Raw genomic sequence first — 22,579 nt, forward strand, 5'->3', positions numbered from 1 at the left:
CTGACGGTGCAGGGCTGGAACGCAGCCTGTGTTTATGGATCCCCGCCTTCGCGGGGATGACGGAAAGCGGATGTCAGGAGAGGTGAGATGTCCATCTCGAACCGCAAACCGGGTGAGAAGAAGGAAGCGCCGGCGGAGCCGCTGAAGCGCTCCATCGCCGGCACCATGAAGGCGATCGCGCGCAAGCCGGATCTCGAGGTCGCCTTCGCCTCCGACCGCCCGGTGCTCATGGGCACGGACAAGGCGCGCCTGCCGGAGCCGCCGCGCAAGCTCACGCCGCAGGACGTGGCTGTCTTACGCGGCAATGCGGATGCCATGGCCCTGCGGCTCGCCTGCCACGACACCGCGCTTCACCGCAAGCTCGCGCCCGAGGGCCAGGCGGCCCGCGCGGTGTTCGACGCGGTCGAGCAGGCGCGCGTGGAATCCATCGGCTCCCGGCGCATGGCGGGCATTTCCTCCAACATCTCCGCGATGCTGGAGGACCGATATCATCGCGGCGGCAAGTACGAGGACATCACGGATCGCGCCGATGCGCCGCTCGAGGACGCGCTGGCCCTGATGGTGCGCGAGCGCCTGACCGGCGAGAAGCCGCCGGCCTCCGCCGCCAAGATCGTCGATCTCTGGCGCGACTTCGTCGAGGACCGCGCGGGCAAGGATCTCGATGGCCTGCTCAAGAACATCGAGAACCAGCGCAGCTTCGCCCGCAGCATCCGCGAGATGCTGTCCTCCCTCGACATGGCCGACGACGCAGCCCTCGATTCCGAGGACGAGGAGAACGAAGACGAGACCGAAACCGAGCAGCAGGAGCAGCAGGGCGAGGGCGAGTCCGAGCAGGAAGCCCAAGGCGACCGCGCCGAGACGGAGGTCAGCGAGGATTCCAGCGACGAGCTGGAGGACGGCGCCACGGAAGAGGCCGAGGGCCCTTCCGGCGAGATGCCCGAGGAAGCCGAGGAGGCGGATTCGGACGAGGCCGGTGAATCCTGGCGGCCACCGTCCCGCTCCAACGAGGCGCGCGGTCCCGACTACAAGGCCTACACCGCCAAGTTCGACGAGATCATCCATGCGGAGGATCTCTGCGATGCGGACGAGCTCACGCGGCTTCGCGCCTATCTCGACAAGCAGCTCGCCCATCTTCAGGGCGTCGTCGGGCGTCTGGCGAACCGCCTGCAGCGCCGCCTCATGGCGCAGCAGAACCGCGCCTGGGAGTTCGACCTGGAGGAGGGCGCCCTCGACCCGGCGCGCCTGCCGCGCATTGTCATGGACCCGTTCCAGCCCCTCTCCTTCAAGCAGGAGCAGGACACGAACTTCCGCGACACGGTGGTCACGCTGCTGCTCGACAATTCCGGCTCCATGCGCGGCCGCCCAATCACGGTGGCGGCGACCTGCGCCGACATTCTCGCCCGCACGCTGGAGCGCTGCGGCGTGAAGGTCGAGATCCTCGGCTTCACCACCCGCGCCTGGAAGGGCGGGCAGGCCCGCGAGCTGTGGCTGCAGAACGCCAAGCCCGCCAATCCGGGCCGTCTCAACGACCTGCGCCACATCATCTACAAGTCGGCCGATGCGCCCTGGCGGCGCGCGCGCAAGAATCTCGGCCTGATGATGCGCGAGGGCCTGCTGAAGGAGAACATCGACGGCGAGGCCCTCGACTGGGCGCACAAGCGCCTGCTCGCCCGGCCCGAGCAGCGGCGCATCCTGATGGTGATCTCGGACGGCGCGCCGGTGGACGACTCGACGCTCTCGGTCAATCCCGGCAACTATCTCGAGCGGCACCTGCGCTACGTCATCGAGGAGATCGAGACCCGCTCGCCGGTCGAGCTCATCGCCATCGGCATCGGCCACGACGTGACGCGCTATTACCGCCGCGCCGTGACCATCGTCGATGCGGAGGAGCTCGGCGGCGTGATGACGGAGAAGCTCGCGGAACTCTTCGAGGAGAATGCCGGACCTCCGGCCCGCGGCGCGCCCCGCCGCAGGGCCGTCGCTTGAGGCTCACGCGCCGGAGCCTGTTGGTCGGCGGCGGCGCGGTCGCCGCCAGTGCCGCCTGCACCGGCGCCGCCCTCGCGCAGCGCCCGCAGGCCTTCGGGCGCGCGATGCCGGTTTCCGTGGAGGCGCAGCCGATCGGCCGTCTTTCCACCGCCGATCCCGACCGCAACCGCTTCGGCGCGCTCCTGTTCCGCTCCGGGATCGACCTGCGCTCCTCGGTCTCGGCCTTCGGCGGCTTTTCCGGCCTGTGGCGCTCGGGCGACGGGCAGGACCTCATCGCCCTGGCCGACAACGCGCAAGTGCTGAAGGCCCGGATCGTGACCTCGGACGGGCGGCTGTCGGGCCTGTCCGGCGCGGTGCTCTCGCCCCTCATCCTGAACAGCGGCATTCCCTTGAGACGGTCGCGCTATTACGACACGGAGAGCTTCGCGCTGTCCGGCAGCGGCGTCTTCATTGGGGTCGAGCGCAACCACGCGGTCATCCGCTTCGAGCGCAATGCGGCGGGAAGCATCGTCCGGGGCGTTCCGATTCCGGTGCCCAAGGCGCTTGCGGATCTGCCCGGCAACGGGGGGCTGGAGGCGCTCGGCATCGCACCCGGGCGCTCGCCGTTGAGCGGGGCCCTGGTCGGAATCGCGGAAGGCGGCAGCGGCTTCATCCTCACCGGGCCGCGGCAGGGAAGCTTCCAGGTGAACCTCACCGGTGGCTACGACGTGACCGATCTCGCCTTCCTGCCCGGGGGCGATGCCGTCATCCTGGAGCGGCGCTTCTCGCTCCTCGGCGGTTTCGGCTGCCGCCTGCGCCGCATCGAGGCGAAGGCCATCGGGCCGGGCGCGCGCGTCGACGGCGAGACCCTCTACGAGAGCGAGGCCTCGCACCAGGTCGACAACATGGAAGGCCTGGCCGTCCATCGCGAGGGCGGCGAGACCGTTCTCTCCCTCATCTCCGACAACAACTTCAGCGCCCTTCAAAGGACCCTGCTGCTCGAATTCGCGCTCGCCGCGTGAGCGGGCGGGCGGCGGCCCTTGTCCAGCGCCGCCAGATCGATTTCGAATTGCGTAAAGAAGCCGCGGCCTTTTTTACGGCCAAGCCTATAGCACATCGAAAACGATGTGGTATTGTATGAGCATCGGCTAATTAAGCTGTTCCGTGGGTACCATGTCGTCATTCATCGATTTCAGCGATCTCGAGCGCCTGTTCGAGAAAACCTTTACCTTCACCTCGTCGGCAACGACCTGGACCGTCGATTTCACGTCCCCGTCCTATGCCGGATACAAGCTCGTCCTGACCGGAACGGGCTTCTCGGGTTCCTACGGCCTCCCGAGCACGGGCACGATCACCGGCCTCTCTCTGACGAACGGGACCGGGACCGACATCAGCATCACCGGCCTCTCGCTCAAGGCATCCACATTCCTCGACATGGTCGATCTGGAGATCGAGGACGATGAGGACGACGAAGACGATGAGGACGATCCGGAGGATGACGACATCCTGTGCGGCGACGATGACGACCACGTCAAGGGCGGGGACGGAGACGACGACATCGACGGCGGCAGGGGAGCGGACGACCTGCGTGGCGGGACCGGGCGCGATAGCCTGAAGGGCGCCGGCGGCGACGACGACCTGTTCGGCGACAGCGGGGACGACAGCCTGTCCGGCGGCAACGACAGCGATCATCTGCGGGGCGGCAGCGGACGCGACAAGCTCAGCGGCGGATACGGCAGCGACATCCTCGAAGGAGGATCCGGGCGGGATGTTTTCACCGGAGGCGGGGGCCATGACCGGTTCGTCTTCAAAGCCCGTTCGGACAGCGGTGTCACGTCTTCGGCTCGGGACCTGATCACCGATTTCAAGCGTGGGGACAAGATCGACCTGTCAGGAATCGATGCGAACACGAAACGGTCGGGCGACCAGGTCTTCAAGTTCGTGAAGGACTTCACCAAGTCGGCAGGCCAGGTTGAATGGACCAAGACCTCGACAGGCTTCTATCTCAGCGGCGACGTGAACGGCGACGGCGTTGCCGATTTCTCGATCCAGGTGAAGACAACCGTGTCCAAGCTCTACAGCTCGGATTTCATTCTCTGAGCGCTTCAATCCGCTCTCCCGGCGAGCCTCCGGGCAATAAAAAAGGGGCGGCCTTCAAAAGGCCGCCCCTTTCGCAAGGGCCTTCAATCCTTAAAGCGGTCAAGCCGTCTGGGGGCGGTGCGTTGCGGTGGCGCGCATGAGCCGCAGGATCGCGCCGTAGGGCGCGATCGCCAGGGCCGCGAGGGCGAGCTTCACCAGGTAATCCGCGACGGCGAGATTGACCCAGGGGAGAGCGATGCAGGCATCCGCGATGCCTGCGCGCGCCAGCGTGTCGCTGATCGTCTGCTCGAAGCCCGGGATCAGGCCGCAATAGAAGGCGAAGGAGAAGAAGATCGCCGTATCGAGCCCCGACGAGATCACAGAGGAGACGAAGGGGGGCATCCACCAGGCCCGGTCGCGCAGGCGGGCGAAGATGCTGATGTCGACCAGCTGGGCCGTCAGGAAGGCCGCGCCCGAGGCGATGGCGATCCGCGGCGTCGCGAGCATCACGGAAAGCGCCACGGCCAGGACGAAGCCGACATAGACCACCCGCCGCGCGCCATGGGGGCCGAAGCGGCGGTTCGACAGGTCGGTGACCAGGAACGAGAAGGGATAGCTGAAGGCGCCCCAGGTCAGGTAATCCTGCAGGCCCAGATGCTGGAAGGGATACTGGACCAGGATGTTCGACGAGAGGACGACCAGGGTCATCGCGATGAGCGCGATGAGGAAGTCGCGGCGGCCGGTCTGGGTCATGAGCGGTCTCTTCCGGGCGGATGCTTGAGCATTACACACAACGCAAAACGGGCGGCACCAAGGCCGCCCGCGAAGCAGATCTCAAAGCCGATCCGAGATTAGTTCGCAGCGGCGAGCTTCTTCTCGATCTCGCGCTTCACCGCCAGGGCGGTGGTGGAGAGCTCCTCGGCCTTGGCCTTGGCCAGGAAGGCGTCGAGGCCGCCGCGGTGCTCGACCGAGCGCAGAGCATGGGCGGAGACGCGCAGGCGCACGGAGCGCTGCAGGGCCTCGGACTGGAGCGTGACGTTGCAGAGGTTCGGCAGGAACTTCCGCTTCGTCTTGCGGTTTGAGTGGCTCACCAGGTGGCCACTCAGCACGGCCTTGCCGGTCAGTTCGCAACGGCGCGACATGGTTCAATCCTATCGTCAATAGAGGGTCGCGACCTTGAATTCCGCGGGTTTGCCTGATCGCAGATCCCGCGTGGCCGGACACCAGAAGTCCTTGGAAGGTGCGAGCCTATAGGCCAGAAACGGGGCATACGTCAAGAATAGTGCGACGTCGCACCTCGTTTTTTTCGTCGCCGCGGTCACGATTTATTCCGAATCTCGTGCGATGCAACGGAATAGACTATCGGAACAGCCCTATGCGCCTCATCGCCTCAGCTTTCGTCATCTTCGCCCTGGCAGGGCTTGGCTCGGCCGCGCAGGCCCAGAGCCCGCGGGCTCAGACCCTGAAGGTGACCTACGACCTCTCGCTGGCCGGATTGCCCCTCGGCAAGGCCGACCTGTCGTCGTCCTTCTACGGCACGAAATATCAGATGGAAGCCTCGGCGAAGCTGACCGGGCTCGCCATGATCCTGACCGGTGGCAAGGGCGTGGCCGCGGCGTCCGGCAGGCTCGGGCGGGAGACGCCCCTGTCGAGCGCGTTTGCGGTCGTGTCGAGCACCTCCGACGACCAGCGCAGCGTGCGCATGGGGCTGAGAGGCGGCCGGGTCGCCAAGGTCGAGATCGATCCGCCCCTCGAGCCCAGGCCCGACAGGGTTCCGGTCAAGGCCGAGGACAAGAAGGGCGTCGTCGACCCCATGAGCGCGCTGCTCATGCCCGCTCTGGCCTCGGCGAGCCTGACCGACCCGGAAAACTGCAACCGGACCATCCCCGTCTTCGACGGCGCGTCGCGCATGAACGTGGTTCTCTCCTATGCGGAGACGAAGAATGTCGAGGTGCCCGGCTATTCCGGCCCCGTTCTCGTCTGCAACGTGCGCTACGTGCCGATTTCTGGCCACCGGGCCGAGCGTCCGGCCACCAAGTTCATGCAGGAGAACCGGGACATCGCCGTCTGGCTCGCGCCCGTCGAGGGGCCGCGCCTGCTCTTTCCTCTGAAGGTCGCGGTGCGCACCATGATCGGCATGGGGGAGATGCAGGCCTCCCTCTGGTCCGTGGAGGAGGACGGCAAGCCGGCCCAGCCCACCCGCAGGGCCGTGAAGGCCGAGGGCGCCATCACCGCCGGAGCGATCCAATAAGCCTCGGGAAGCCTTGGCAAACCGGCCCGGGGCGGGTAGCGAAAGCGGAGGCCGGTCCCATATAAGGGAATGGCCCGCAGCCGGCCTTCGGGTTCAGGCTGCTTTTTGGAGCAGGTTGCCTTGACCGGTGCCCGGCCCTGAAGCCCTCGAACTTTTACCGGGACGTTCAAGCATTACCCGACATCCAGGCATGGCCCGTCGTTCCCTTCCTCCGCAAGTGCGTGCGCGCGGCGTGACGGCCGTGCTCGGCCCGACCAATACCGGCAAGACCCACCTCGCCATCGAGCGGATGCTCGGCCATGACAGCGGCATGATCGGCCTGCCCCTGCGCCTGCTCGCCCGCGAGGTCTACAACCGGGTGGTGGAGAAGGCGGGGCATCACAACGTCGCCCTGATCACGGGCGAGGAGAAGATCAAGCCGGACCGTCCCCGCTATTGGATCTCCACGGTCGAGGCGATGCCGCGGGATCTCGATCTCGCCTTCGTGGCTGTGGACGAGGTCCAGCTCGCCGCCGACCTGGACCGCGGCCACGTCTTCACCGACCGCGTCCTGAACCAGCGCGGGCGCGAGGAGACCCTGCTCATCGGATCGGCGACCATGCGCCCGCTGATCGAGGCGCTGATCCCCGGCGTTCACGTGGTCACGCGGCCCCGCCTGTCGAAGCTGTCCTTCGCGGGGGAGAAGAAGGTGTCGCGCCTGCCCCGGCGCTCGGCCATCGTGGCCTTCTCGGCGGAGGAAGTCTACGGCATCGCCGAGCTGATCCGGCGCCAGAGCGGCGGCGCGGCCGTGGTGCTGGGAGCCCTCTCGCCCCGGACCCGCAACGCCCAGGTCGAGCTCTACCAGAACGGGGACGTGGATTACCTGATCGCCACGGACGCCATCGGCATGGGGCTCAACCTCGACGTGGACCATGTGGCCTTCGCGTCGGACAAGAAGTTCGACGGCTTCCAGTTCCGCAAGCTGAACAACCCGGAGCTCGCCCAGATCGCCGGCCGCGCGGGCCGCTACATGCGCGACGGCACCTTCGGCTCCACCGGCCGCTGCCCGCCTTTCTCTGCGGAAACCGTCGAGGCGCTCGAGAACCACACCTTCGACCCGGTGCGCATCCTGCAATGGCGCAACCCGGACCTGGATTTCTCCTCGCTCCCCCGGCTGCGCGATTCGCTCGGCCAGCAGCCGCGGGAGCACGGCCTCGTGCGGGCGCCCTCGGGCGAGGACGTGACGGCCCTCGAAGTCCTGTCCCGCGAGGACGACATCCAGGCCCTCGCCCGTACGCCATATGCCGTGGAGCGCCTCTGGCAGGTCTGCCAGGTGCCGGATTACCGCAAGGTTTCCCCCCAAAGCCATGCGGATCTCATCGGCCAGCTCTACCGTTTCGTCATGAAGGACGGGGCCATCCCCGCCGACTGGTTCGCCCGCCATCTGTCCGCCATGGACCGGACCGACGGGGATATCGACACCCTCTCCAACCGCATCGCCCAGGTCCGCACCTGGTCCTTCGTCGCTAACCGTCCCGACTGGTTGAAGGATCCGGAGCATTGGCAGGATGTTGCGCGTCAGGTAGAGGACAAGCTATCGGATGCGCTTCATGAACGCCTCGCCCAACGATTCATCGACCGGCGGACCAGCGTTCTCATGCGGCGCTTGAGAGAGAACACAATGCTCGAAGCGGAAATTACGACCACCGGCGACGTCACCGTCGAGGGTCAGCACATCGGTCACCTGCACGGCTTCCATTTCGTGCCCGATCCCCAGGCCGACACCACGGAGGCCAAGACCCTGCGCAATGCCGCCAGCAAGGCGCTGGCCGGCGAGATCGAGGCGCGGGCGGACCGGTTCGCCGAAACCCCGGACGCCATGCTCGTGCTGTCGAACGACGGCACGATCCGCTGGATGGGCGATCCGGTCGCGAAGCTGGAGCCCGGCGACAAGCTCTTCGAGCCGCGCCTGCGCATCCTCTCCGACGAGCATCTCACGGGCCCGGCCCGGGACAAGGTCGATACCCGCCTGCGCGCCTGGCTGAAGGCCTATGTCGTGCGCCTCCTCGGGCCGCTGCTGCAGCTCGAGGACAATCCGGAGCTCACGGGCCTGGCCCGCGGCATCGGGTTCCAGATTGGGGAGGCGCTCGGCGTGCTGGAGCGCGCCAAGGTCCTCAACGACGTGCGCAGCCTCGACCAGGACGCCCGCGCGTCCCTGCGCAAGGTGGGCGTGCGCTTCGGCGCCTATCATCTCTATCTTCCGGCCCTGCTGAAGCCCGCCCCGCGCGTCCTGGCGACCCAGCTCTGGGCGCTGCAGAACGGCGGGCTCGACCAGAAGGGCATCGACGAGATCGCCCATCTCGCCCAGTCCGGCCGCACCTCGATCCCGGTCGATCCCGAGATCGCCCATGGCCTCTACCGCGCCGCTGGCTTCCGCGTCCTGGGCGGACGCGCCGTGCGCGTCGACATCCTGGAGCGCCTGGCCGACCTGATCCGTCCCGCCATCGCCTATCGGCCCGGCATCACCCCCGGCGAGCCGCCGGCGGGCGCCGCCGATGGCGAGGGCTTCGTGCCGACGGTCGCCATGACGTCGCTCGTGGGCTGCGCGGGCGAGGATTTCGCCACCATCCTGAAGTCGCTCGGCTACGTCATGGAGCGCCGCCCCGGCCCGGCCATCACCGTGCCGCTCGTGGAAGCGCCGAAGGCCGTCGAGCCTCAGGCCGCGCCCGCCGAGGGCGAGGCTGCCGCTTCTCTCGAGGCTGTAGAAGCCGAGGCGTCCGACACCGCTCCCGAGGAGGCGGGCGCTGTCGCCCCGGAGGCATCCGAGGCGTCCGCCGCCCAGCCGGCGGAGGAAGCCGCTGCGGCCGAGGCCATGCTCGCGGAAGGTGAGGCTGCGGCTCCCGCAGAGCCCGCCGACGAAGGATCCGCCGAGCCCGAGACGATCGAGGTCTGGCGCCAGGGCCGCCGTCACCATGAGGGCGGCCAGCCCCGCCATGGCCGCGAGGCCCGCGGCGGCCGGCAGGAGCGCGGCGACCGCCGTCCCCGCCACGGGGAAGCCCAGGGCGAGCAGTCCGGCGAGCGCCGTCCCCGTCCCGAGCGCCGCGAGGCGCAAGGGGAGGGCGGGCGTCCGCAGAACCGTCCGCCGCGCGGCCCCGGCCGCGGGGAGGAGCGCCGCGGCCCCCGTCCCGACAAGCGCGCCGACAACCGCCGCGAGGGCGGTCACGAAAGGCGCGAGAAGCAGCCGGACCCGAACTCGCCCTTCGCCAAGCTCATGGCTCTCAAGGCCCAGCTTGAGGACAGCAAGAAGTGAGGCTGTGACCGCATGCGTGAGGACCGGCAGCGGCTCGACAAGTGGCTGTGGTTCGCACGCTTTGCGAAAACCCGGACGCTGGCCGCCAAGCTGGTGACCGGCGGCCATGTCCGGATCAATGGCCAGCGCATCGACAACGCCGCCAGGGCGGTCGCGGTCGGCGACGTGGTGACTCTCGCCCTTCCCCGGGCCACCCTCGTGGTCCGGATCGAGGGGCTCGGCGAGCGCCGCGGCCCTGCGCCGGAAGCAAGGCAGCTCTACGCCGATCTCAACCGGGACAACGGGCCGCTTGTCAGCGAGGCCGACAAAGGATAGAGCGGCGCCATACCCCGTTCGAACAGACCCTCGAAGGACCGTTCATGACCTACGTCGTCACTGAAAATTGCATCAAGTGCAAATACATGGACTGCGTCGAGGTGTGTCCGGTGGATTGCTTCTACGAGGGCGAGAACATGCTCGTCATCCACCCGGACGAATGCATCGATTGCGGCGTCTGCGAGCCGGAATGCCCGGCGGAGGCCATCAAGCCCGATGCGGAGCCGGGCCTCGAGCAATGGCTGAAGCTCAACGCCGACATGGCCAAGAGCTGGCCCAACATCACCGTGAAGAAGGACCCGCCCGCAGACGCCAAGGAATTCGACGGCGTGGCTGGCAAGTTCGAGGCCTATTTCTCGCCCAATCCCGGCGAGGGCGACTGATCCGCGTTTCAAGCGGAAGGCCGCGCCTTCCGACGGCATCGCTCACGGCGCGACCATGGCCTGAAAGAAGCCGCGCGGCCCATGCAAAGGCGGCTTTGACGATCCCTTGCCGCCGGTGCGCGGTCGGGGGCAAAGAATCCGTTTCGGAGGCTGGCGTTCGAGGTTCGGGACAGGAGCCGAAACGGCGCGTCTTTACGCTGTGCTTTGAAATATTTTTGCTTTTTCGGCCGGACTGTGATAGGGTCCGCAAATGCCGTCGCTTGCGCTCAAGCCGTGCACCGTCTCTGCAGACCGGCGGTTCACACAATGAAGCAAAGATTCGCGTCCTTTGACTTAAGGGAGCGTTGCTGCCTTGGTCAAGGGCAAGAGCGTTTTCAGCTGCTGGCTTAATCAGGGAGACGAACGGAATAGTCAAGTTCCGTGACGCTCGCATCTTATCTTGTTCCCCAGGGTCCCTGCCCTGTGGAACTGCAGCCCTCGCCCTCCGGCGAGGTCCATGCAAGGAGGCCTCTCTCGCATGACAACCGCCAAGAAGTCCGCCCCGCGCCTTGGGTTCAAGTCCGGCGAAGCGATCGTTTATCCCGCTCACGGCGTCGGCCGCATCACGGCCATCGAAGAGCAGGAAATCGCAGGTTTCAAACTGGAGCTCTACGTCGTCTCTTTCGATAAGGACAAGATGGTTCTTCGCGTTCCGACGGGGAAAGCTGCCAGCGTTGGCATGCGTAAGCTTGCCGAACCGGCCCTGGTGCAAAAGGCTCTGGACGTTCTGACGGGTCGTGCCCGCGTGAAGCGCACCATGTGGTCGCGCCGCGCCCAGGAATACGAGGCCAAGATCAATTCCGGCGACCTGATCGCCGTCACGGAAGTCGTGCGCGACCTCTACCGCTCCGAGGCCCAGCCCGAGCAGTCCTACAGCGAGCGCCAGCTCTATGAATCCGCCCTCGACCGCGTCGTGCGCGAGATCGCGGCCGTGAACAAGATTACGGATACGGAGGCCCTGAAGCTCATCGAGCAGAGCCTGGCCAAGTCCCCCCGCCGCGCCAAGGGCGCCGAGGCGGAGGCCGAGGCCGACGACGTTCAGGAAGAGGCCGCCTGACCGGACGATCTCAGAACTGCATCTATCCGAAAGAGCCCGGCTTCAGGCCGGGCTTTTTTCGTTCCGAAGCCTTGTTTTTCAAGGCTCGGAATCTATTTTGCAGAACTTGGCCGTTGGGCGTGAACTTTTTGCGGCCTCGCTCGTTGTGTCTCTGCCAAGGGAGAGCACACAATGGGAGAAATCTCAGGGGTTCGCCGCCGCTTCGTCCGCGCCGCCATGAATGCGCCCTTTCTCGAGAGGGAAGAGGAGCATCAGCTTGCCGTGCGGTGGAAAGAGGCCGGCGATGAAGCAGCGCTTCACCAATTGACGGCTGCCCATATGCGCCTCGTGATCGCGCTGGCAGCCCGTTTCCGCCATTACGGCCTGCCGATGGCCGATCTCGTCCAGGAAGGGCATGTGGGGCTGCTCGAGGCCGCCGCCCGGTTCGAGCCGGAGCGTGAGGTGCGCTTCTCGACCTATGCGACCTGGTGGATCCGCGCCTCCGTGCAGGATTACATCCTCCGCAACTGGTCCATCGTCCGCGGTGGAACGAGTTCCGCCCAGAAGGCCCTTTTCTTCAACCTGCGGCGCCTTCGCGCCCGCCTGACCCGCGGCGGGGAAGAGCGCATCTCTTCGGATGTCCACGAGAAGATCGCCGAGGCGATCGGCGTCTCGAAGGCCGATGTGGCCCTCATGGATGCCCGCCTGTCCGCGCCGGACACCTCGCTGAACGCGCCTGTTCTGGATGCTGACGCGTCGAATTCCGCCGAGCGCGTGGAATTCCTCGTCGACAGCAGCCCGCTGCCGGACGAGAGCGTCAGCGACGTGATCGACACCGAGCGCCGGGTGCGCTGGCTGCGGCAGGCTCTCGAAGTTTTGAACGAGCGCGAGCTGCGCATCCTGCGGGCCCGCCGTCTCGACGACGAGCAGGTGACCCTGGAATTCCTGGGAGACCGGCTCGGGATCTCGAAGGAGCGCGTTCGCCAGATCGAGAACCGCGCCCTGGAGAAGCTCAAGCGCGCGCTCATCGAGAAATACCCTCAGGCCACAGGCGCCTTCGTGTAGAGGCACGGCATTTTCCCAAGACCCGGCATCGGGCGAAGGTTCGAACGGCGGAGCGGCAATCGCTCCGCCGTTTGCTTTGTCGGGCCTGAAGAGGCGTCCTATTCCACCACGATCTTGTAGCGCTCGCCGACCTTCAGGGGTGCGTTGCGGCTGAGACCGTTGAGGAGGAGGAAGCGGTCCAGGGGGCGGTCGATCGGCATCCGCGCCGCGAGGGTCTGCGCGGTGTCGCTGCGCTGGGCGGTGACGATCTGCAGCTTGAGCGGCCTGATGCGCCGGGCCTCCTCGGGCTGCACCTGCCGGACGGTGCTTAAGGTCTGCTGGAACATGCTCTCCAGGTCGCCCCGGGTGCTGCGGGTGGCCATGATGAGGCGGAAGGTGGTGTTGCCGATCCGGACCGCCGAGAGGCGGAAGGTCCATTCCTTGCCGTTGGAGAGAGCAGTCACCACCGGCAGGCCGTTGACGGTGAACGAGGTCAGGGAGCCCTGTTCGATCGTGTCCGTCCAGGTGGAGCGCAGCACGTCCTCCAGGCTCTGCCCGTCCGGCGTGTCGGCCGCATCGAACAGCAGGCGCCGCTCGCCGTCGGCCGAGGCGCCGAGAACCGCCTGGGAGGTGTTTTCGAGGGTGAAGCCCTCGGGCGCCTCAAAAGCCACGCCCAGCCGCGAATGGATGAAGCGGCGCCCCTTCACGACGCCGTCGGCCGGATCGTCGCCGTAGGAAAGGCCGTCGAGCGCGGTGAGATAGGCCAGCCGTCCCGTCTCGCCCATCCCGGCCATCTCCGTGGCGCGGGCCGCCTGGAGCGCCCGCGCCACGCGGTCGTTGGTGCGCGGATGCGAGGCGTCGCGATCTGCCGTCGAGATATCCGAACTCGTGCCCGAACGGCCCAGGGCCGTGAGGAAACGGGGAGCGCCGAACGGGTCGAATCCCGCCCGGGCCAGAACCCTGACGCCCATCCGGTCCGCTTCCAGCTCCTGCGCGCGGGAGAAGCTCGCCAGGGCCGAGCGCGACTGGGACTGCGCCATGGCCGCCTCCTCGGCGTCGTTCAGCACGTTCTCGGCCACGCGCTCGATCAGGTTCGAGCGGGCCTGCAGCTCGCTGCGCTGGGAGGCATGGCGGAGGGTGACGTGCGCGATCTCGTGGGAGAGCACCGCCGCCACCTCGGAGGTGTCGTTGGCGAGCGCCAGGAGCCCGCGCGTGACGTAGAGGCGGCCGTTCGGCAGGGCGAAGGCATTGACCAGGGGCGAGTTGAGGATCGTGACCTGGAAGGCCTCGTCCGGGCGGTCCGTGGCCATCACCAGCCGGTTCGTCACGTCCGTCAGGAGCTGCTGAAGCTGCGGGGCCCGGCCCTCGCCGCCGAAGGCCCGCACCAGGCGCACGTGGTCCTGGTCGCGGTCGGGGCCGATGACCCGCGGCGCGTTCGCCGGCAGGGAGACGTCGCCGAACCCGGCGCAGCCCGCGAGAGAGGCTGCGAGCATGAGGCTGCCGAGGACCCTGAGGCTACCTTTTGGACGTGGTGTGCTCATGCGCGTTCATCGTGGCAGACGGTCGCCCTCGAGGGGTTCGATCATGTCCGGTATGACAATGGAAAAAGCCGTTCCTTGCCAAGGCTCCAAAATGCCTCGGGCCCTGATCCGGCGGCCCTTCAGCGCTTCGGCGTCCAGGCCGCGGTCCAGCATCCGTTTCCAGGTCTTCCTGGGGATGATGATCGTGAAGTCTTCTGCCCAGTGCCCCCCGAAGTTCAAATAGGTGCGCTGCTTGCGCTCGCCGACGCTCCTGACGCGGCCCTCGACCAGCAGGAAGGTGCCGATCCGCTCGCGCAGGCGCTCGCTTTGATTCACATCAACGGGCTTATAGCGGTCATCGGCCCAAAGACCAAGGCGTCGTTCGCGCGCCGTCGCCTCGAAGGCCAGCAATTCCGGCTGGCAGAAGGGTTCGTCCGCACCCGCATCGACCAAGGCGAGGCCGGCTTCCACGAGGCCGTGCCCCCAGTCGAGGGCCTGAGGCCCGTCGGAGGACCGGATCCGGACGGCGATACGGTTCCAGCGGTCCGGGCGCTCCGGCCCCTGCACGAGCGCAGGCCGGCCGATCCGCCCCCGCAGCCAGGCCAGGGCCGCGTCCCGGTGGGGCAGTCCGTCCGGCAGGCGCAGGCCGGACAGCTTCGCCAGGCGGCCCGAGGCCAGGATGAGATCGCCCTCGGGGCTGAGGCCCTCCAGGCGGTCCGTTCGGGCCTCGTCGCGGCATTCCGCCGGGATCCCTGCCGAAGGCGCAGGCAGCGCGAAAGCCGCCGGAGCGGCCGCGAGGCTCAAAATCCAGATGATCCGAAGGGCCGGTCCCGTCATGGGAGGGATCATACCTCTTTCGGCGCAGACGGCCATGCTCGCTTCGCCGATGCCGAAACCCCGCAAGCCTCTGGAATGCCCCTCCCGACCGTGCTAAATCCCCTCGTCTCACGCGGTCCCGTAGCTCAGCAGGACAGAGCAGCGGTTTCCTAAACCGAAGGTCGGAAGTTCGAGTCTTCCCGGGATCGCCAGATTTTTCTTCCGACAACGTGTTCATGACCCGGCCCGGGCGACGGCGGCCTTGGCGTCTTCCAGGTCGGGGGCATCGATGTGGCGGTAACGGGCCTGGACGAGGCCGAAGAGGCCGAAGGCGAAGAGGCCGAGCGCAGTGAGCGCCAGGAGCACCCAGCCATAAGGCTGCTGCTGGAGGGCCTGGAGCGCGCCGCCCAGGCCGCGGGCTTCCGAGGACGAGGCGTTCAGGGCGGCAAGCCCCAGGAAGCCGCCGATCAGCAGGAAGACGACGCCGCGCGCGGCAAAGCCCATGCGCCCCAGGGCGCAGACCCAGCCCTGCGCGTCGGCGGGGAGGGACAGGCGTTCCGCCACCCGGCCACGCCAGGCCTTCGCGACGAAGCCGAGGCCGGCGCCGATGACGGCAAGACCCGCCAGCCCCACCAGCCATCGGCCGAAGGGCTGGTTCAGAAGCCAGGCGGTCCAGTCCCTGGCGGCCTGATCCTCCCCGCTGCCGGAGCCGCGCCCAAGGGCGAGGTTCACGGCGAAGAGAGCAAGGCCTGCATAGATGAACCCGCTGACAAGATGCGCCCCCCGAACGGCCCAGCCCTTCATGTCGGAGCCGCGCCTGTCGGCATCGGTCAGCGCCTCCAGCACCCGCCATGCGCAGAAGCCGAAGAGACCGAGCGCGATGAGCAGGAGCCAGAACCGGCCCAGGGGCTGAGCCAGTAATGTCTGCAGGGCGCTTCGGCTGCCGCCGGTCTGGCCGCCGGACCCGATGGCGGCCAGCAGAGCCAGGCCGCCGACCAGGCCATAGACGACGCCGCGTGCGCCATAGCCCAACCGCGCCAGGGCTTCGACAGGGTTACGGCTGAGACGCGGCATGGGTGGCTCCACTCTGTCGGGAATGAACCGCCAAGCCTTCGCGGGGGTTCCGCGTCAGCGCTGTCCCATCTGCCGGGTCAGGGTCGCGGCGTCCTCGGCCAGGGGCGGGCCGGCGAGCAGGAGCAGCAGGAGGGCGAAGGGCAGCGAGAACAGGAAGCCGATCTGGCTGAAGCCGATTGCGCCCGTGACGCCGCCGATGAAGAAGGAGGCCAGCAGCAGGCTGAGCAGGCGCAGCTTGCCCCGGTCCGCCAGGACCCGCTCGGGATTGTCCGGGTTCCGGTTCCAGTAGATCAGCTTGCCGAGCTCGATGCCGATATCGGTCACGATGCCCGTTACGTGGGTCGTGCGCATGCGCGCGCCGGAGATCTTGGTCACGGTGGCGTTCTGCAGCCCCATGATGAAGCACAGGAGCGGCACCGCGGCGGCGACGAAGCCCGGCGAGGGATAGGCGAGCCAGCCCAGGAGGCCGAAGCCGAGGAGCAGGAAGGCTTCGACCATGAGCGGCATGGCGTAGCGGCTGCCGAGATGGTGCCGGCGGCCCCAGTTGATCAGCATGGCCGAGCAGGCCGCGCCCGCGACGAAGGGCAGGAAGGCCGCGAGCCCGAGCCCCACGAGCTCGAGTGAGCCGAGGGCTGTGTTGTCGGCCATGGCGGAAAGGATGCCCGACATGTGGGACGTATACTGGCCGACGGCCAGGAAGCCGCCCGCATTGATCGCGCCCGCCACGAAGGTGAGGGCCATGCCCAGGAGGGTATCCGCCGTTCCCGTCCGCTCGGACGCCGCGATGGCCTTCACCGCGCGGATGGTGAAATCGCGGGATTCCGGCTTTGTCGACGGGGCGCTCATCATGAAGCCCAGCCTAATCCCGATCCCTTGACAGGTTCAATGCGCCGAAAGGCTGCCCGGCGGGAAAAGGCCGGGCAGCGCCTTGCCCGTTACTGGGCGATCGGGCTGGAGGCTGAGGCGCGCCGCCCCATGGGCGGGATGCGGAAGGTCTGCGCGATCTCGGCCTCGCCGACCTGCTCGGCGAGGGACGATCCGCCGACGAAGACCTGGATTGCGCCGGCTTCCACCAGGAGCGTTCCGTCGTCGAGGTGGAACCCGAGGGACTCCACCGGCACCCGAAGGGTCACGCGCTTCGTTTCGCCGGCTTTGAGGGCGATTTTCTCGAAGGCCTTCAGCTGGCGCAGGGGGCGGCTGCGGCTCGCCACCGGATCGCGGATATAGAGCTGCACCACCTCCTGGCCGTCCCGCGCGCCCGTGTTCGTCACGTTCACCGAGACCTCCAGCGCCTCGCCTTCGCTGAGCTGCGCCTTGGCCAGCGCCGCGCCGGAATAGGCGAAGTTCGTGTAGCTCAGGCCCCAGCCGAAGGGATAGAGCGGCGTGATCGCCTCGTCGATGTATTGCAGGGTGAAGCGGTTGTTGGGGAGCGTCGGGCGGCCCGTCGGCAGCCGGTTGTAGTAGAGGGGCAATTGCCCCGTGGAGCGCGGCCAGGTGAGCGGGAGCTTGCCGCTCGGGCTCACGTCGCCGAACAGCACGTCGGCCACCGCCGGGCCCGCCTCCGTGCCCGGATACCAGGCCATGAGGATCGCCGGGATCCGCTCGGCCACGGGGCCCAGCACCTGCGGGCGACCGCCCATGAGGACGAGGGCGATGGGCTTGCCGGTCCTGGCGAGCTCTTCCAGCACCTCCGCCTGTTTGCCGTTGAGCGCCAGATCCGCGCGGGAGGCCGCCTCGCCGGAGAGCTCCTGCGGCTCGCCGAAGACGGCGATGACGAAATCCGACTGCCGGGCGGCCTCGAGAGCGGCCTGAAGCCCGCTCGCGTCGCGGCAGAGCAGGTCGCAGGCCGGGGCATGGCGCACCGTGATTCCCGAGCCCTGGGCGCGGCGGCGGATGCCCTCTACGATGGTGACGCTGTCCTCCTTGTGGCCGCGGGCGGCGTGCGGTCCCAGCTGGTCCTGCGGCGCATCGGCCAGGGGGCCGATCACCGCGATTGAGCGGGCGCTCGCGGGCACGGGCAGCACGTCGCCCCGGTTCTGCAGCAGCACGAAGGTCTCGCGGGCGACCGCGCGGGCGGCCTCGCGGGATTCGGGCGTCGGGAAGGCCGAGTCCAGGCGGGAGGGATCGATGTCCGGGCGGTCGAAGAGACCCATGTGGAACTTGGTGCGCAGCACGCGGCGCACCGCCTCGTCCACCACGCTTTCCGGCACGCGGCCCGCGCGCACCTCGTCGGGCAGGTGCTTGATGTAGAGCTGGCCCATCATGTCCATGTCGACCCCGGCGAGGATCGCCTTGCGGGCGGCTTCCGCGCCGTCGGCCGCGATGCCGTGGTTGACCAGCTCGCCGATTCCCACCCAGTCGGATGTGACGAAGCCGGTAAAGCCCCATTGCCCGCGCAGCACGTCCGTCAAAAGCCAGCCGTTCGCCGTCGAAGGCTCGCCGTTGAGCGCGTTGAAGGCGGCCATGAAGCTGGCCGATCCCGCCTCCGCCGCGGCCCGGAACGGCGGCAGGTAGGTGTCGTACATTTCCGCGCGCGGGATATAGGTGGTGTCGTAGTCCCGTCCGCCCTGGGGCGCGCCATAGCCCGCGAAATGCTTCGTGGAGGCGGCGAGACCGCCGTCGCGGAAGCCTTCCACCCGGGCGGCGGTCAGCGCGGCCCCGAGCACCGGATCCTCTCCGAAGCCCTCCACGATGCGCCCCCAGCGGCTGTCGCGGGAAAGGTCCGCCATGGGCGCGAAGGTCCAGTTCACGCCCACATAGGACGCCTCGCGGGCGGCCCATTCGGCGGCGAGCCGGGAGAGGCGCGGGCTGAAGGCGGCGGCTTCCCCGAGCGGAAGCGGGAACTGGGTGCGGAAGCCGTGCAGCACGTCGAGGCCGAAGAGCGGCGGGATCTTGAGGCGGCTCTGGCGCGCGAGGGCCTGGGCGCGGGCCACGTCCTGGGCGCTGTTGAAATTGAGCAGCGCCCCGGCCTTGCCCTCGGAAATGTCCTCCCAGCGCAGGGGCGGCCCGTGGGAGACGAGGTTCAGCTGGCCGACCTTCTCTTCCAGGGTCATCCGCCCGAGCAGCTCGTTCACGCGGCGCTCGATGGACGGTCCGGGCGCTTCCTGGGCTTTGGCCTGCGGCAGGAACGGACCCGTCAGAACCAGCGCGAGCGCCAGCCGCGCCAAGCCGTGGACATCAGAAAGCCGCACTCTCGTCTCCTTTGTCGAGCAGTAACACATTATCGCGAGGCCGCCCTCGCGCGCCGCCCGGTTGTGATACACATAAGCGTTGCAAGTGGCGTCTGGGGACCTCCCGGTCAAATCATATTTTCAAAAGTGGAATACCGTCTTTGCCTGCCCTGATGAAGCTGTCGCTCCTGGTTCTGTCCTGCGCCCTGATGCTGTCGGGGTTCTCGCTGGCGGGCGCCGCCTATGTCAGGAATTCCGCCCTGATCGCGGCCGCGGCAGGGGTTTTCCTGCTGGTCGCCACCGGGATGCCCCTGCTGCTGGCCGGCCAGTTTCGCCGGGCTCTCCGGGACCGGAAGCGTGGCGCGCCAGACGAGCTGTCGGTCTTCGAGGATCTCGCCGGTCCCCCCGCGCGCCAGCCGGAGGTCCTGCTGCCCCCGGCGGAGGGAGCGATTTCATCCGACGAGGACGAAAGCTTGCGCCGCGAGCAGAAGGCGCAGGCGGTCGAGCGGCTGCGGGACGGTATCACCCACGACCTCAACAACCGGCTCATGGTGATCAGCGCCAATATCGACGCGGCGGCGCGACACCTGAAGGACCAACCGATCCTGCAGCGCAAGCTTTTGTCCGCCCTCGTCGCCGCCGATCAGGCCGCCAAGCTCATCGCGCAGTCGGCGGCCTTCTCCCGACCGGGCGAGGCGCCGGTTCAGTACGTGAACATCGCCGAGCAGATCCATGCCGTCGCCGATCTTCTGAGCCGCTCGCTTCTGCGCGACACGGTCGAGCTGCGCCTGTCTCTCGCCGACGACCTCTGGTCCATCGAGGCCAGCCCGGACGACATCCAGACCGCCATCGTGACGCTGAGCGCGCATGTGCGCGATGCCCTGCCTCAGGGCGGCACCATCACGCTGGAGGCGAGGAACGTGCAGGTGGCCAAGGGAACCCTGACCGACCTGACGCGCGAGGGCGACTTCGTGCAGCTCACCATCCGCAGCGCCGGCCCCGAGGACGGGCGCCCTGCAGCGGAGGCCGATCCGGAACAGGCTTTCGCCCTGCGGGACCTCGACCTCTCGTCCTGGATGTCCCTGCGCCGGAGCCTGCATTTCCTGCAAGCGCTCGGCGGCGCCTCCGAGGTGCGCCGGGACGGAGCGGGGACGGCCATCGTCCTCTATCTGCCGCGGGCCGCGGCGGCCGCATGGCTGCCTTCCGGCGTTCCGAGGGAGGAGGACCTGCCGGAGGAGGGCGTGCCCAATCACACGGAGATCCTTGTGGTGGACGACGAGCTCGAAGTCGCCCTCGCCCTGCAATCCACCCTGGAGGAATTCGGCTACGTCGCCAGCATCGCGACCGACGCCGCGCAGGCCGTGAAGCTCCTGAACGCCCGCAGGCCCGCGCTCGTGCTCGCGGATGTCGCCATGCCGGGCACCATGAACGGCGTCATGCTCGCGCGCGAGGTGCGTCAGACCCACCCGAACCTTCCCGTAGTGCTGATCACGGGCAATCCGCTCGTGAGCGGCGAGGACAGCGAATTCCCGCTTCTTCACAAGCCCATTCTCAGCCGCGATCTCCATGCCGCGATTCAACGGCACCTCTCCCTGCCCAGCGACGACAAGGTCATCCCGCTCTTCCCGCGCACATCGACGCGCCGGCGCTGACGGCGCGTGAGCAACGACCGCGAGCTGAGCTCGCGGCCGATGCTTGACGCTTCGATTGTTGAGCGGCGCTTCATGCCGGACACGCTTTGACGGATGCGTTCGTTGCTTGTGCATCCGGATTGCCGGCGCAGTGGGCGGGTTCTTTCCGGTCCGTTCCTGTGGCGTTCGGGCCGTTGTTTGGTTACAAGCCTGACACCATGATTCCTCGCTCTTCCCCGACCGAGCGCGCCGCCTGGTTGGCGGAACTGCGCGCGACCCTGTCCCTCGGCTGGCCCCTCGTCCTCGCCACGATGGCGCAGAACGCCTTGATGACATCCGATGTGATCCTGATGGGCTGGATGGGCTCGGAGGCGCTGGCCGCCGGGGCGCTCGGCACCAACCTCTATTTCGCGTTCCTCATTTTCGGCATTGGCCTCGTCAATGCCACCTCGCCGATCATCGCCGAGGAGCTGGGCCGCCGCCGCCACTCGGTGCGCGAGGTGCGACGCACGGTCCGCCAGGGACTCTGGGCCTCAGTGACGGTGGCGATCCCGATCTGGATCGTGGCCTGGAACGGGGAGGCGATCCTCCTCGCCATCGGCCAGGAGCCGGTGCTGGCCCACAATGCCGGCCAGTACATGCGCGCGCTCCAATGGAGCCTTCTGCCCTTCCTGTTCTTCCTGGTGCTGCGCTCCTTCCTGGCTGCGCTGGAACGTCCGGGCTGGGCCCTGTTCATGGGCCTGCTCGCCGTGCCCGTCAATTTCGCCGCCGCCTATGCCCTGATGTTCGGCGCCCTCGGCCTGCCGGCCCTGGGCCTCATCGGGGCCGGGCTGGGCACGGTGATCTCCAGCACCTTCATGTTCGTGGCGCTCGCCCTGGTGATCCTGTTCCATCCGAGGCTCCGGCGCTATCACATCTTCGGGCGCTTCTGGCGTCCCGACTGGCCGCGCTATCGCACCCTGTGGCGCATCGGCATTCCCATCGGCCTGACCCTGACCTTCGAGGTCACGATCTTCAACGCGGCCGCCATGCTGATGGGCCGAATCGGGGAGAACGACCTCGCGGCGCATGCGGTCGCGCTGCAGATCGCGTCCTTCTGCTTCTCCGTTCCGCTCGGCATCAGCCAGGCCGTGACGGTGCGCGTCGGGCGCGCCTATGGGGCGCAGGACGCGGAGGGCGTCACCCGTGCGGGCTGGACGTCGTTCGCGCTGACCATGGGCTTCATGGGCGTCACGGCCTCGCTCATGATGTTCGCGCCGCATCTGCTGCTCGGCGCCTTCCTCGATCTCAGCGATCCTGACAATGCGGGTGTGATCGCTCTGGCGCGCTCGTTCCTGGTGGTGGCAGCGATCTTCCAGCTGGCCGACGGCGCGCAGGCGGTCGGCGCGGGCATGCTGCGCGGCCTTCAGGACACCCGCGTGCCCATGCTCTATGCCGCGCTGGGCTATTGGGGCGTCGGCCTGCCGCTCGGCGTCATCCTGGCGTTCGGAACTTCGCTGCGGGGCATCGGCATCTGGATCGGGCTGGCCAGCGGCCTCGCCGCGGTCGCCTCCCTGATGCTGTGGCGCTGGCTGCGCCGCGACCGGCTGGGCCTGGTCACGGCCACGCCGCAGGACGTCCAGGAAGCCTTCGCGCGTTAAAGCATCGGACCCAAAAGTGGACTTGCACTTTTGGGATCGATCCGATGCTTTCTTCTTGAGTGAGAGCAGCGTTGAGGGCGGACCCGAAGGGCCGCGTCAGCGAAAACCGGGTCCACTTTTCCGCACGATGCTCTAGGCCCGCCTTCTTCAGCAGCAGCCCGGTTTTCGCCGGCGCGGATTGTCGGTCCGCACCGGACGGCTTGCGCTGCCTTGCCGGATCCGGAGCCTGTAAAGGAAGTTTGGATTTTCCTTAACGGAATATGAAGCGTCGTTCAGGCAATATCCCCGCGCGATAGCGCAGTCTCAGGCTAAATCAAGCCAAGAACT

At 67.8% G+C, this 22,579-nt stretch carries 18 protein-coding genes and 1 tRNA gene; 12 read left to right on the plus strand and 7 right to left on the minus strand.

Annotated features, from left to right (window positions below; all coding sequences use genetic code 11):
* Positions 1–87: 87 nt before the first annotated feature.
* The 3 genes from cobT (at position 88) to L879_RS22815 (ending at position 4,065) form a co-directional block, all read left to right on the plus strand.
* A complete protein-coding gene (gene cobT, locus L879_RS0111185; protein ID WP_027316182.1) occupies positions 88–1,986 on the plus strand; it encodes a cobaltochelatase subunit CobT in 1,899 nt (632 codons plus the stop codon).
* Positions 1,983–2,987, plus strand: coding sequence for an esterase-like activity of phytase family protein (locus L879_RS0111190; RefSeq protein ID WP_027316183.1), 1,005 nt, complete (start codon positions 1,983–1,985; stop codon positions 2,985–2,987). Before cobT ends, L879_RS0111190 begins: the two co-directional genes overlap by 4 nt.
* A 151-nt stretch (positions 2,988–3,138) precedes the next feature.
* Positions 3,139–4,065: a calcium-binding protein gene (locus tag L879_RS22815; protein ID WP_051435246.1), complete on the plus strand. Its 927-nt coding sequence runs from the start codon at positions 3,139–3,141 to the stop codon at positions 4,063–4,065.
* 99 nt (positions 4,066–4,164) lie between these two features.
* Here the strand turns inward: L879_RS22815 and L879_RS0111200 are convergent, their stop codons facing one another.
* Both L879_RS0111200 and rpmB read right to left on the minus strand, forming a co-directional pair.
* The gene (locus L879_RS0111200; protein WP_027316185.1) at positions 4,165–4,797 is read right to left on the minus strand and encodes a queuosine precursor transporter; all 633 of its coding nucleotides are present in this window, start codon (positions 4,795–4,797) and stop codon (positions 4,165–4,167) included.
* Positions 4,798–4,895: 98 nt separating this feature from the next.
* On the minus strand, positions 4,896–5,186 hold the full coding sequence (rpmB, locus tag L879_RS0111205) for a 50S ribosomal protein L28 (protein WP_027316186.1): 291 nt from the start codon (positions 5,184–5,186) through the stop codon (positions 4,896–4,898).
* A gap of 233 nt (positions 5,187–5,419) precedes the next feature.
* Here rpmB and L879_RS0111210 point away from each other — a divergent pair, with 233 nt between their 5' ends.
* The 6 genes from L879_RS0111210 to L879_RS0111235 all read left to right on the plus strand — a co-directional run bounded on the left by L879_RS0111210 (position 5,420) and on the right by L879_RS0111235 (position 12,422).
* Positions 5,420–6,295 (plus strand): DUF3108 domain-containing protein, encoded by an 876-nt coding sequence (locus L879_RS0111210; protein WP_035459389.1) that lies wholly within the window; start codon positions 5,420–5,422, stop codon positions 6,293–6,295.
* Positions 6,296–6,485: 190 nt separating this feature from the next.
* Positions 6,486–9,584, plus strand: coding sequence for a helicase-related protein (locus tag L879_RS0111215; protein ID WP_027316188.1), 3,099 nt, complete (start codon positions 6,486–6,488; stop codon positions 9,582–9,584).
* Positions 9,585–9,596: 12 nt separating this feature from the next.
* Positions 9,597–9,899: an RNA-binding S4 domain-containing protein gene (locus L879_RS0111220; RefSeq protein ID WP_027316189.1), complete on the plus strand. Its 303-nt coding sequence runs from the start codon at positions 9,597–9,599 to the stop codon at positions 9,897–9,899.
* A 44-nt stretch (positions 9,900–9,943) separates the two neighbouring features.
* Complete coding sequence (fdxA, locus tag L879_RS0111225) at positions 9,944–10,282, plus strand: ferredoxin FdxA (RefSeq protein WP_027316190.1); 339 nt, start codon at positions 9,944–9,946, stop codon at positions 10,280–10,282.
* Positions 10,283–10,799: 517 nt separating this feature from the next.
* Positions 10,800–11,378, plus strand: a complete 579-nt coding sequence (locus tag L879_RS0111230) for a CarD family transcriptional regulator (RefSeq protein ID WP_027316191.1) — start codon at positions 10,800–10,802, stop codon at positions 11,376–11,378.
* A 171-nt stretch (positions 11,379–11,549) separates the two neighbouring features.
* Entirely contained in the window at positions 11,550–12,422 is an 873-nt protein-coding gene (locus tag L879_RS0111235) for an RNA polymerase factor sigma-32 (RefSeq protein WP_027316192.1), read from the plus strand.
* Between the two features lie 98 nt (positions 12,423–12,520).
* On the opposite strand, the gene L879_RS21375 is transcribed toward L879_RS0111235, so the two are convergent.
* Positions 12,521–13,942, minus strand: coding sequence for a M48 family metalloprotease (locus L879_RS21375; protein WP_035459391.1), 1,422 nt, complete (start codon positions 13,940–13,942; stop codon positions 12,521–12,523).
* A 6-nt stretch (positions 13,943–13,948) separates the two neighbouring features.
* Entirely contained in the window at positions 13,949–14,758 is an 810-nt protein-coding gene (locus L879_RS21380; RefSeq protein ID WP_154664185.1) for a thermonuclease family protein, read from the minus strand.
* A 114-nt stretch (positions 14,759–14,872) separates the two neighbouring features.
* Here L879_RS21380 and L879_RS0111250 point away from each other — a divergent pair.
* Positions 14,873–14,949, plus strand: a tRNA-Arg gene (locus L879_RS0111250).
* Positions 14,950–14,971: 22 nt separating this feature from the next.
* On the opposite strand, the gene L879_RS0111255 is transcribed toward L879_RS0111250, so the two are convergent.
* From L879_RS0111255 to bglX, 3 genes are all read right to left on the minus strand, one after another.
* Entirely contained in the window at positions 14,972–15,811 is an 840-nt protein-coding gene (locus L879_RS0111255) for a DUF1206 domain-containing protein (RefSeq protein ID WP_027316193.1), read from the minus strand.
* A gap of 54 nt (positions 15,812–15,865) precedes the next feature.
* On the minus strand, positions 15,866–16,660 hold the full coding sequence (locus L879_RS0111260) for a YoaK family protein (RefSeq protein ID WP_438268101.1): 795 nt from the start codon (positions 16,658–16,660) through the stop codon (positions 15,866–15,868).
* Positions 16,661–16,746: 86 nt separating this feature from the next.
* A complete protein-coding gene (bglX, locus tag L879_RS0111265; RefSeq protein WP_027316195.1) occupies positions 16,747–19,002 on the minus strand; it encodes a beta-glucosidase BglX in 2,256 nt (751 codons plus the stop codon).
* Positions 19,003–19,142: 140 nt separating this feature from the next.
* Here bglX and L879_RS21385 point away from each other — a divergent pair, with 140 nt between their 5' ends.
* Both L879_RS21385 and L879_RS0111275 read left to right on the plus strand, forming a co-directional pair.
* Positions 19,143–20,633, plus strand: a complete 1,491-nt coding sequence (locus L879_RS21385) for a response regulator (RefSeq protein ID WP_154664186.1) — start codon at positions 19,143–19,145, stop codon at positions 20,631–20,633.
* Positions 20,634–20,830: 197 nt separating this feature from the next.
* Positions 20,831–22,252, plus strand: a complete 1,422-nt coding sequence (locus L879_RS0111275) for an MATE family efflux transporter (RefSeq protein ID WP_027316196.1) — start codon at positions 20,831–20,833, stop codon at positions 22,250–22,252.
* Positions 22,253–22,579 lie beyond the last annotated feature (327 nt).

It is taken from the genome of Microvirga flocculans ATCC BAA-817, assembly GCF_000518665.1.
Taxonomy (GTDB): domain Bacteria; phylum Pseudomonadota; class Alphaproteobacteria; order Rhizobiales; family Beijerinckiaceae; genus Microvirga; species Microvirga flocculans.

What these genes read in the sequence shown, in the direction of transcription:
- cobT (WP_027316182.1), top strand. Translation starts at nt 88, where the DNA reads ATGTCCATCTCGAACCGCAAACCGGGTGAGAAGAAGGAAGCGCCGGCG.
- L879_RS22815 (WP_051435246.1), top strand. Translation starts at nt 3,139, where the DNA reads ATGTCGTCATTCATCGATTTCAGCGATCTCGAGCGCCTGTTCGAGAAA.
- L879_RS0111200 (WP_027316185.1), bottom strand. Translation starts at nt 4,797, where the DNA reads ATGACCCAGACCGGCCGCCGCGACTTCCTCATCGCGCTCATCGCGATG.
- rpmB (WP_027316186.1), bottom strand. Translation starts at nt 5,186, where the DNA reads ATGTCGCGCCGTTGCGAACTGACCGGCAAGGCCGTGCTGAGTGGCCAC.
- L879_RS0111210 (WP_035459389.1), top strand. Translation starts at nt 5,420, where the DNA reads ATGCGCCTCATCGCCTCAGCTTTCGTCATCTTCGCCCTGGCAGGGCTT.
- L879_RS0111215 (WP_027316188.1), top strand. Translation starts at nt 6,486, where the DNA reads ATGGCCCGTCGTTCCCTTCCTCCGCAAGTGCGTGCGCGCGGCGTGACG.
- L879_RS0111220 (WP_027316189.1), top strand. Translation starts at nt 9,597, where the DNA reads ATGCGTGAGGACCGGCAGCGGCTCGACAAGTGGCTGTGGTTCGCACGC.
- fdxA (WP_027316190.1), top strand. Translation starts at nt 9,944, where the DNA reads ATGACCTACGTCGTCACTGAAAATTGCATCAAGTGCAAATACATGGAC.
- L879_RS0111230 (WP_027316191.1), top strand. Translation starts at nt 10,800, where the DNA reads ATGACAACCGCCAAGAAGTCCGCCCCGCGCCTTGGGTTCAAGTCCGGC.
- L879_RS0111235 (WP_027316192.1), top strand. Translation starts at nt 11,550, where the DNA reads ATGGGAGAAATCTCAGGGGTTCGCCGCCGCTTCGTCCGCGCCGCCATG.
- L879_RS21375 (WP_035459391.1), bottom strand. Translation starts at nt 13,942, where the DNA reads ATGAGCACACCACGTCCAAAAGGTAGCCTCAGGGTCCTCGGCAGCCTC.
- L879_RS21380 (WP_154664185.1), bottom strand. Translation starts at nt 14,758, where the DNA reads ATGACGGGACCGGCCCTTCGGATCATCTGGATTTTGAGCCTCGCGGCC.
- L879_RS0111255 (WP_027316193.1), bottom strand. Translation starts at nt 15,811, where the DNA reads ATGCCGCGTCTCAGCCGTAACCCTGTCGAAGCCCTGGCGCGGTTGGGC.
- L879_RS0111260 (WP_438268101.1), bottom strand. Translation starts at nt 16,660, where the DNA reads ATGATGAGCGCCCCGTCGACAAAGCCGGAATCCCGCGATTTCACCATC.
- L879_RS0111275 (WP_027316196.1), top strand. Translation starts at nt 20,831, where the DNA reads ATGATTCCTCGCTCTTCCCCGACCGAGCGCGCCGCCTGGTTGGCGGAA.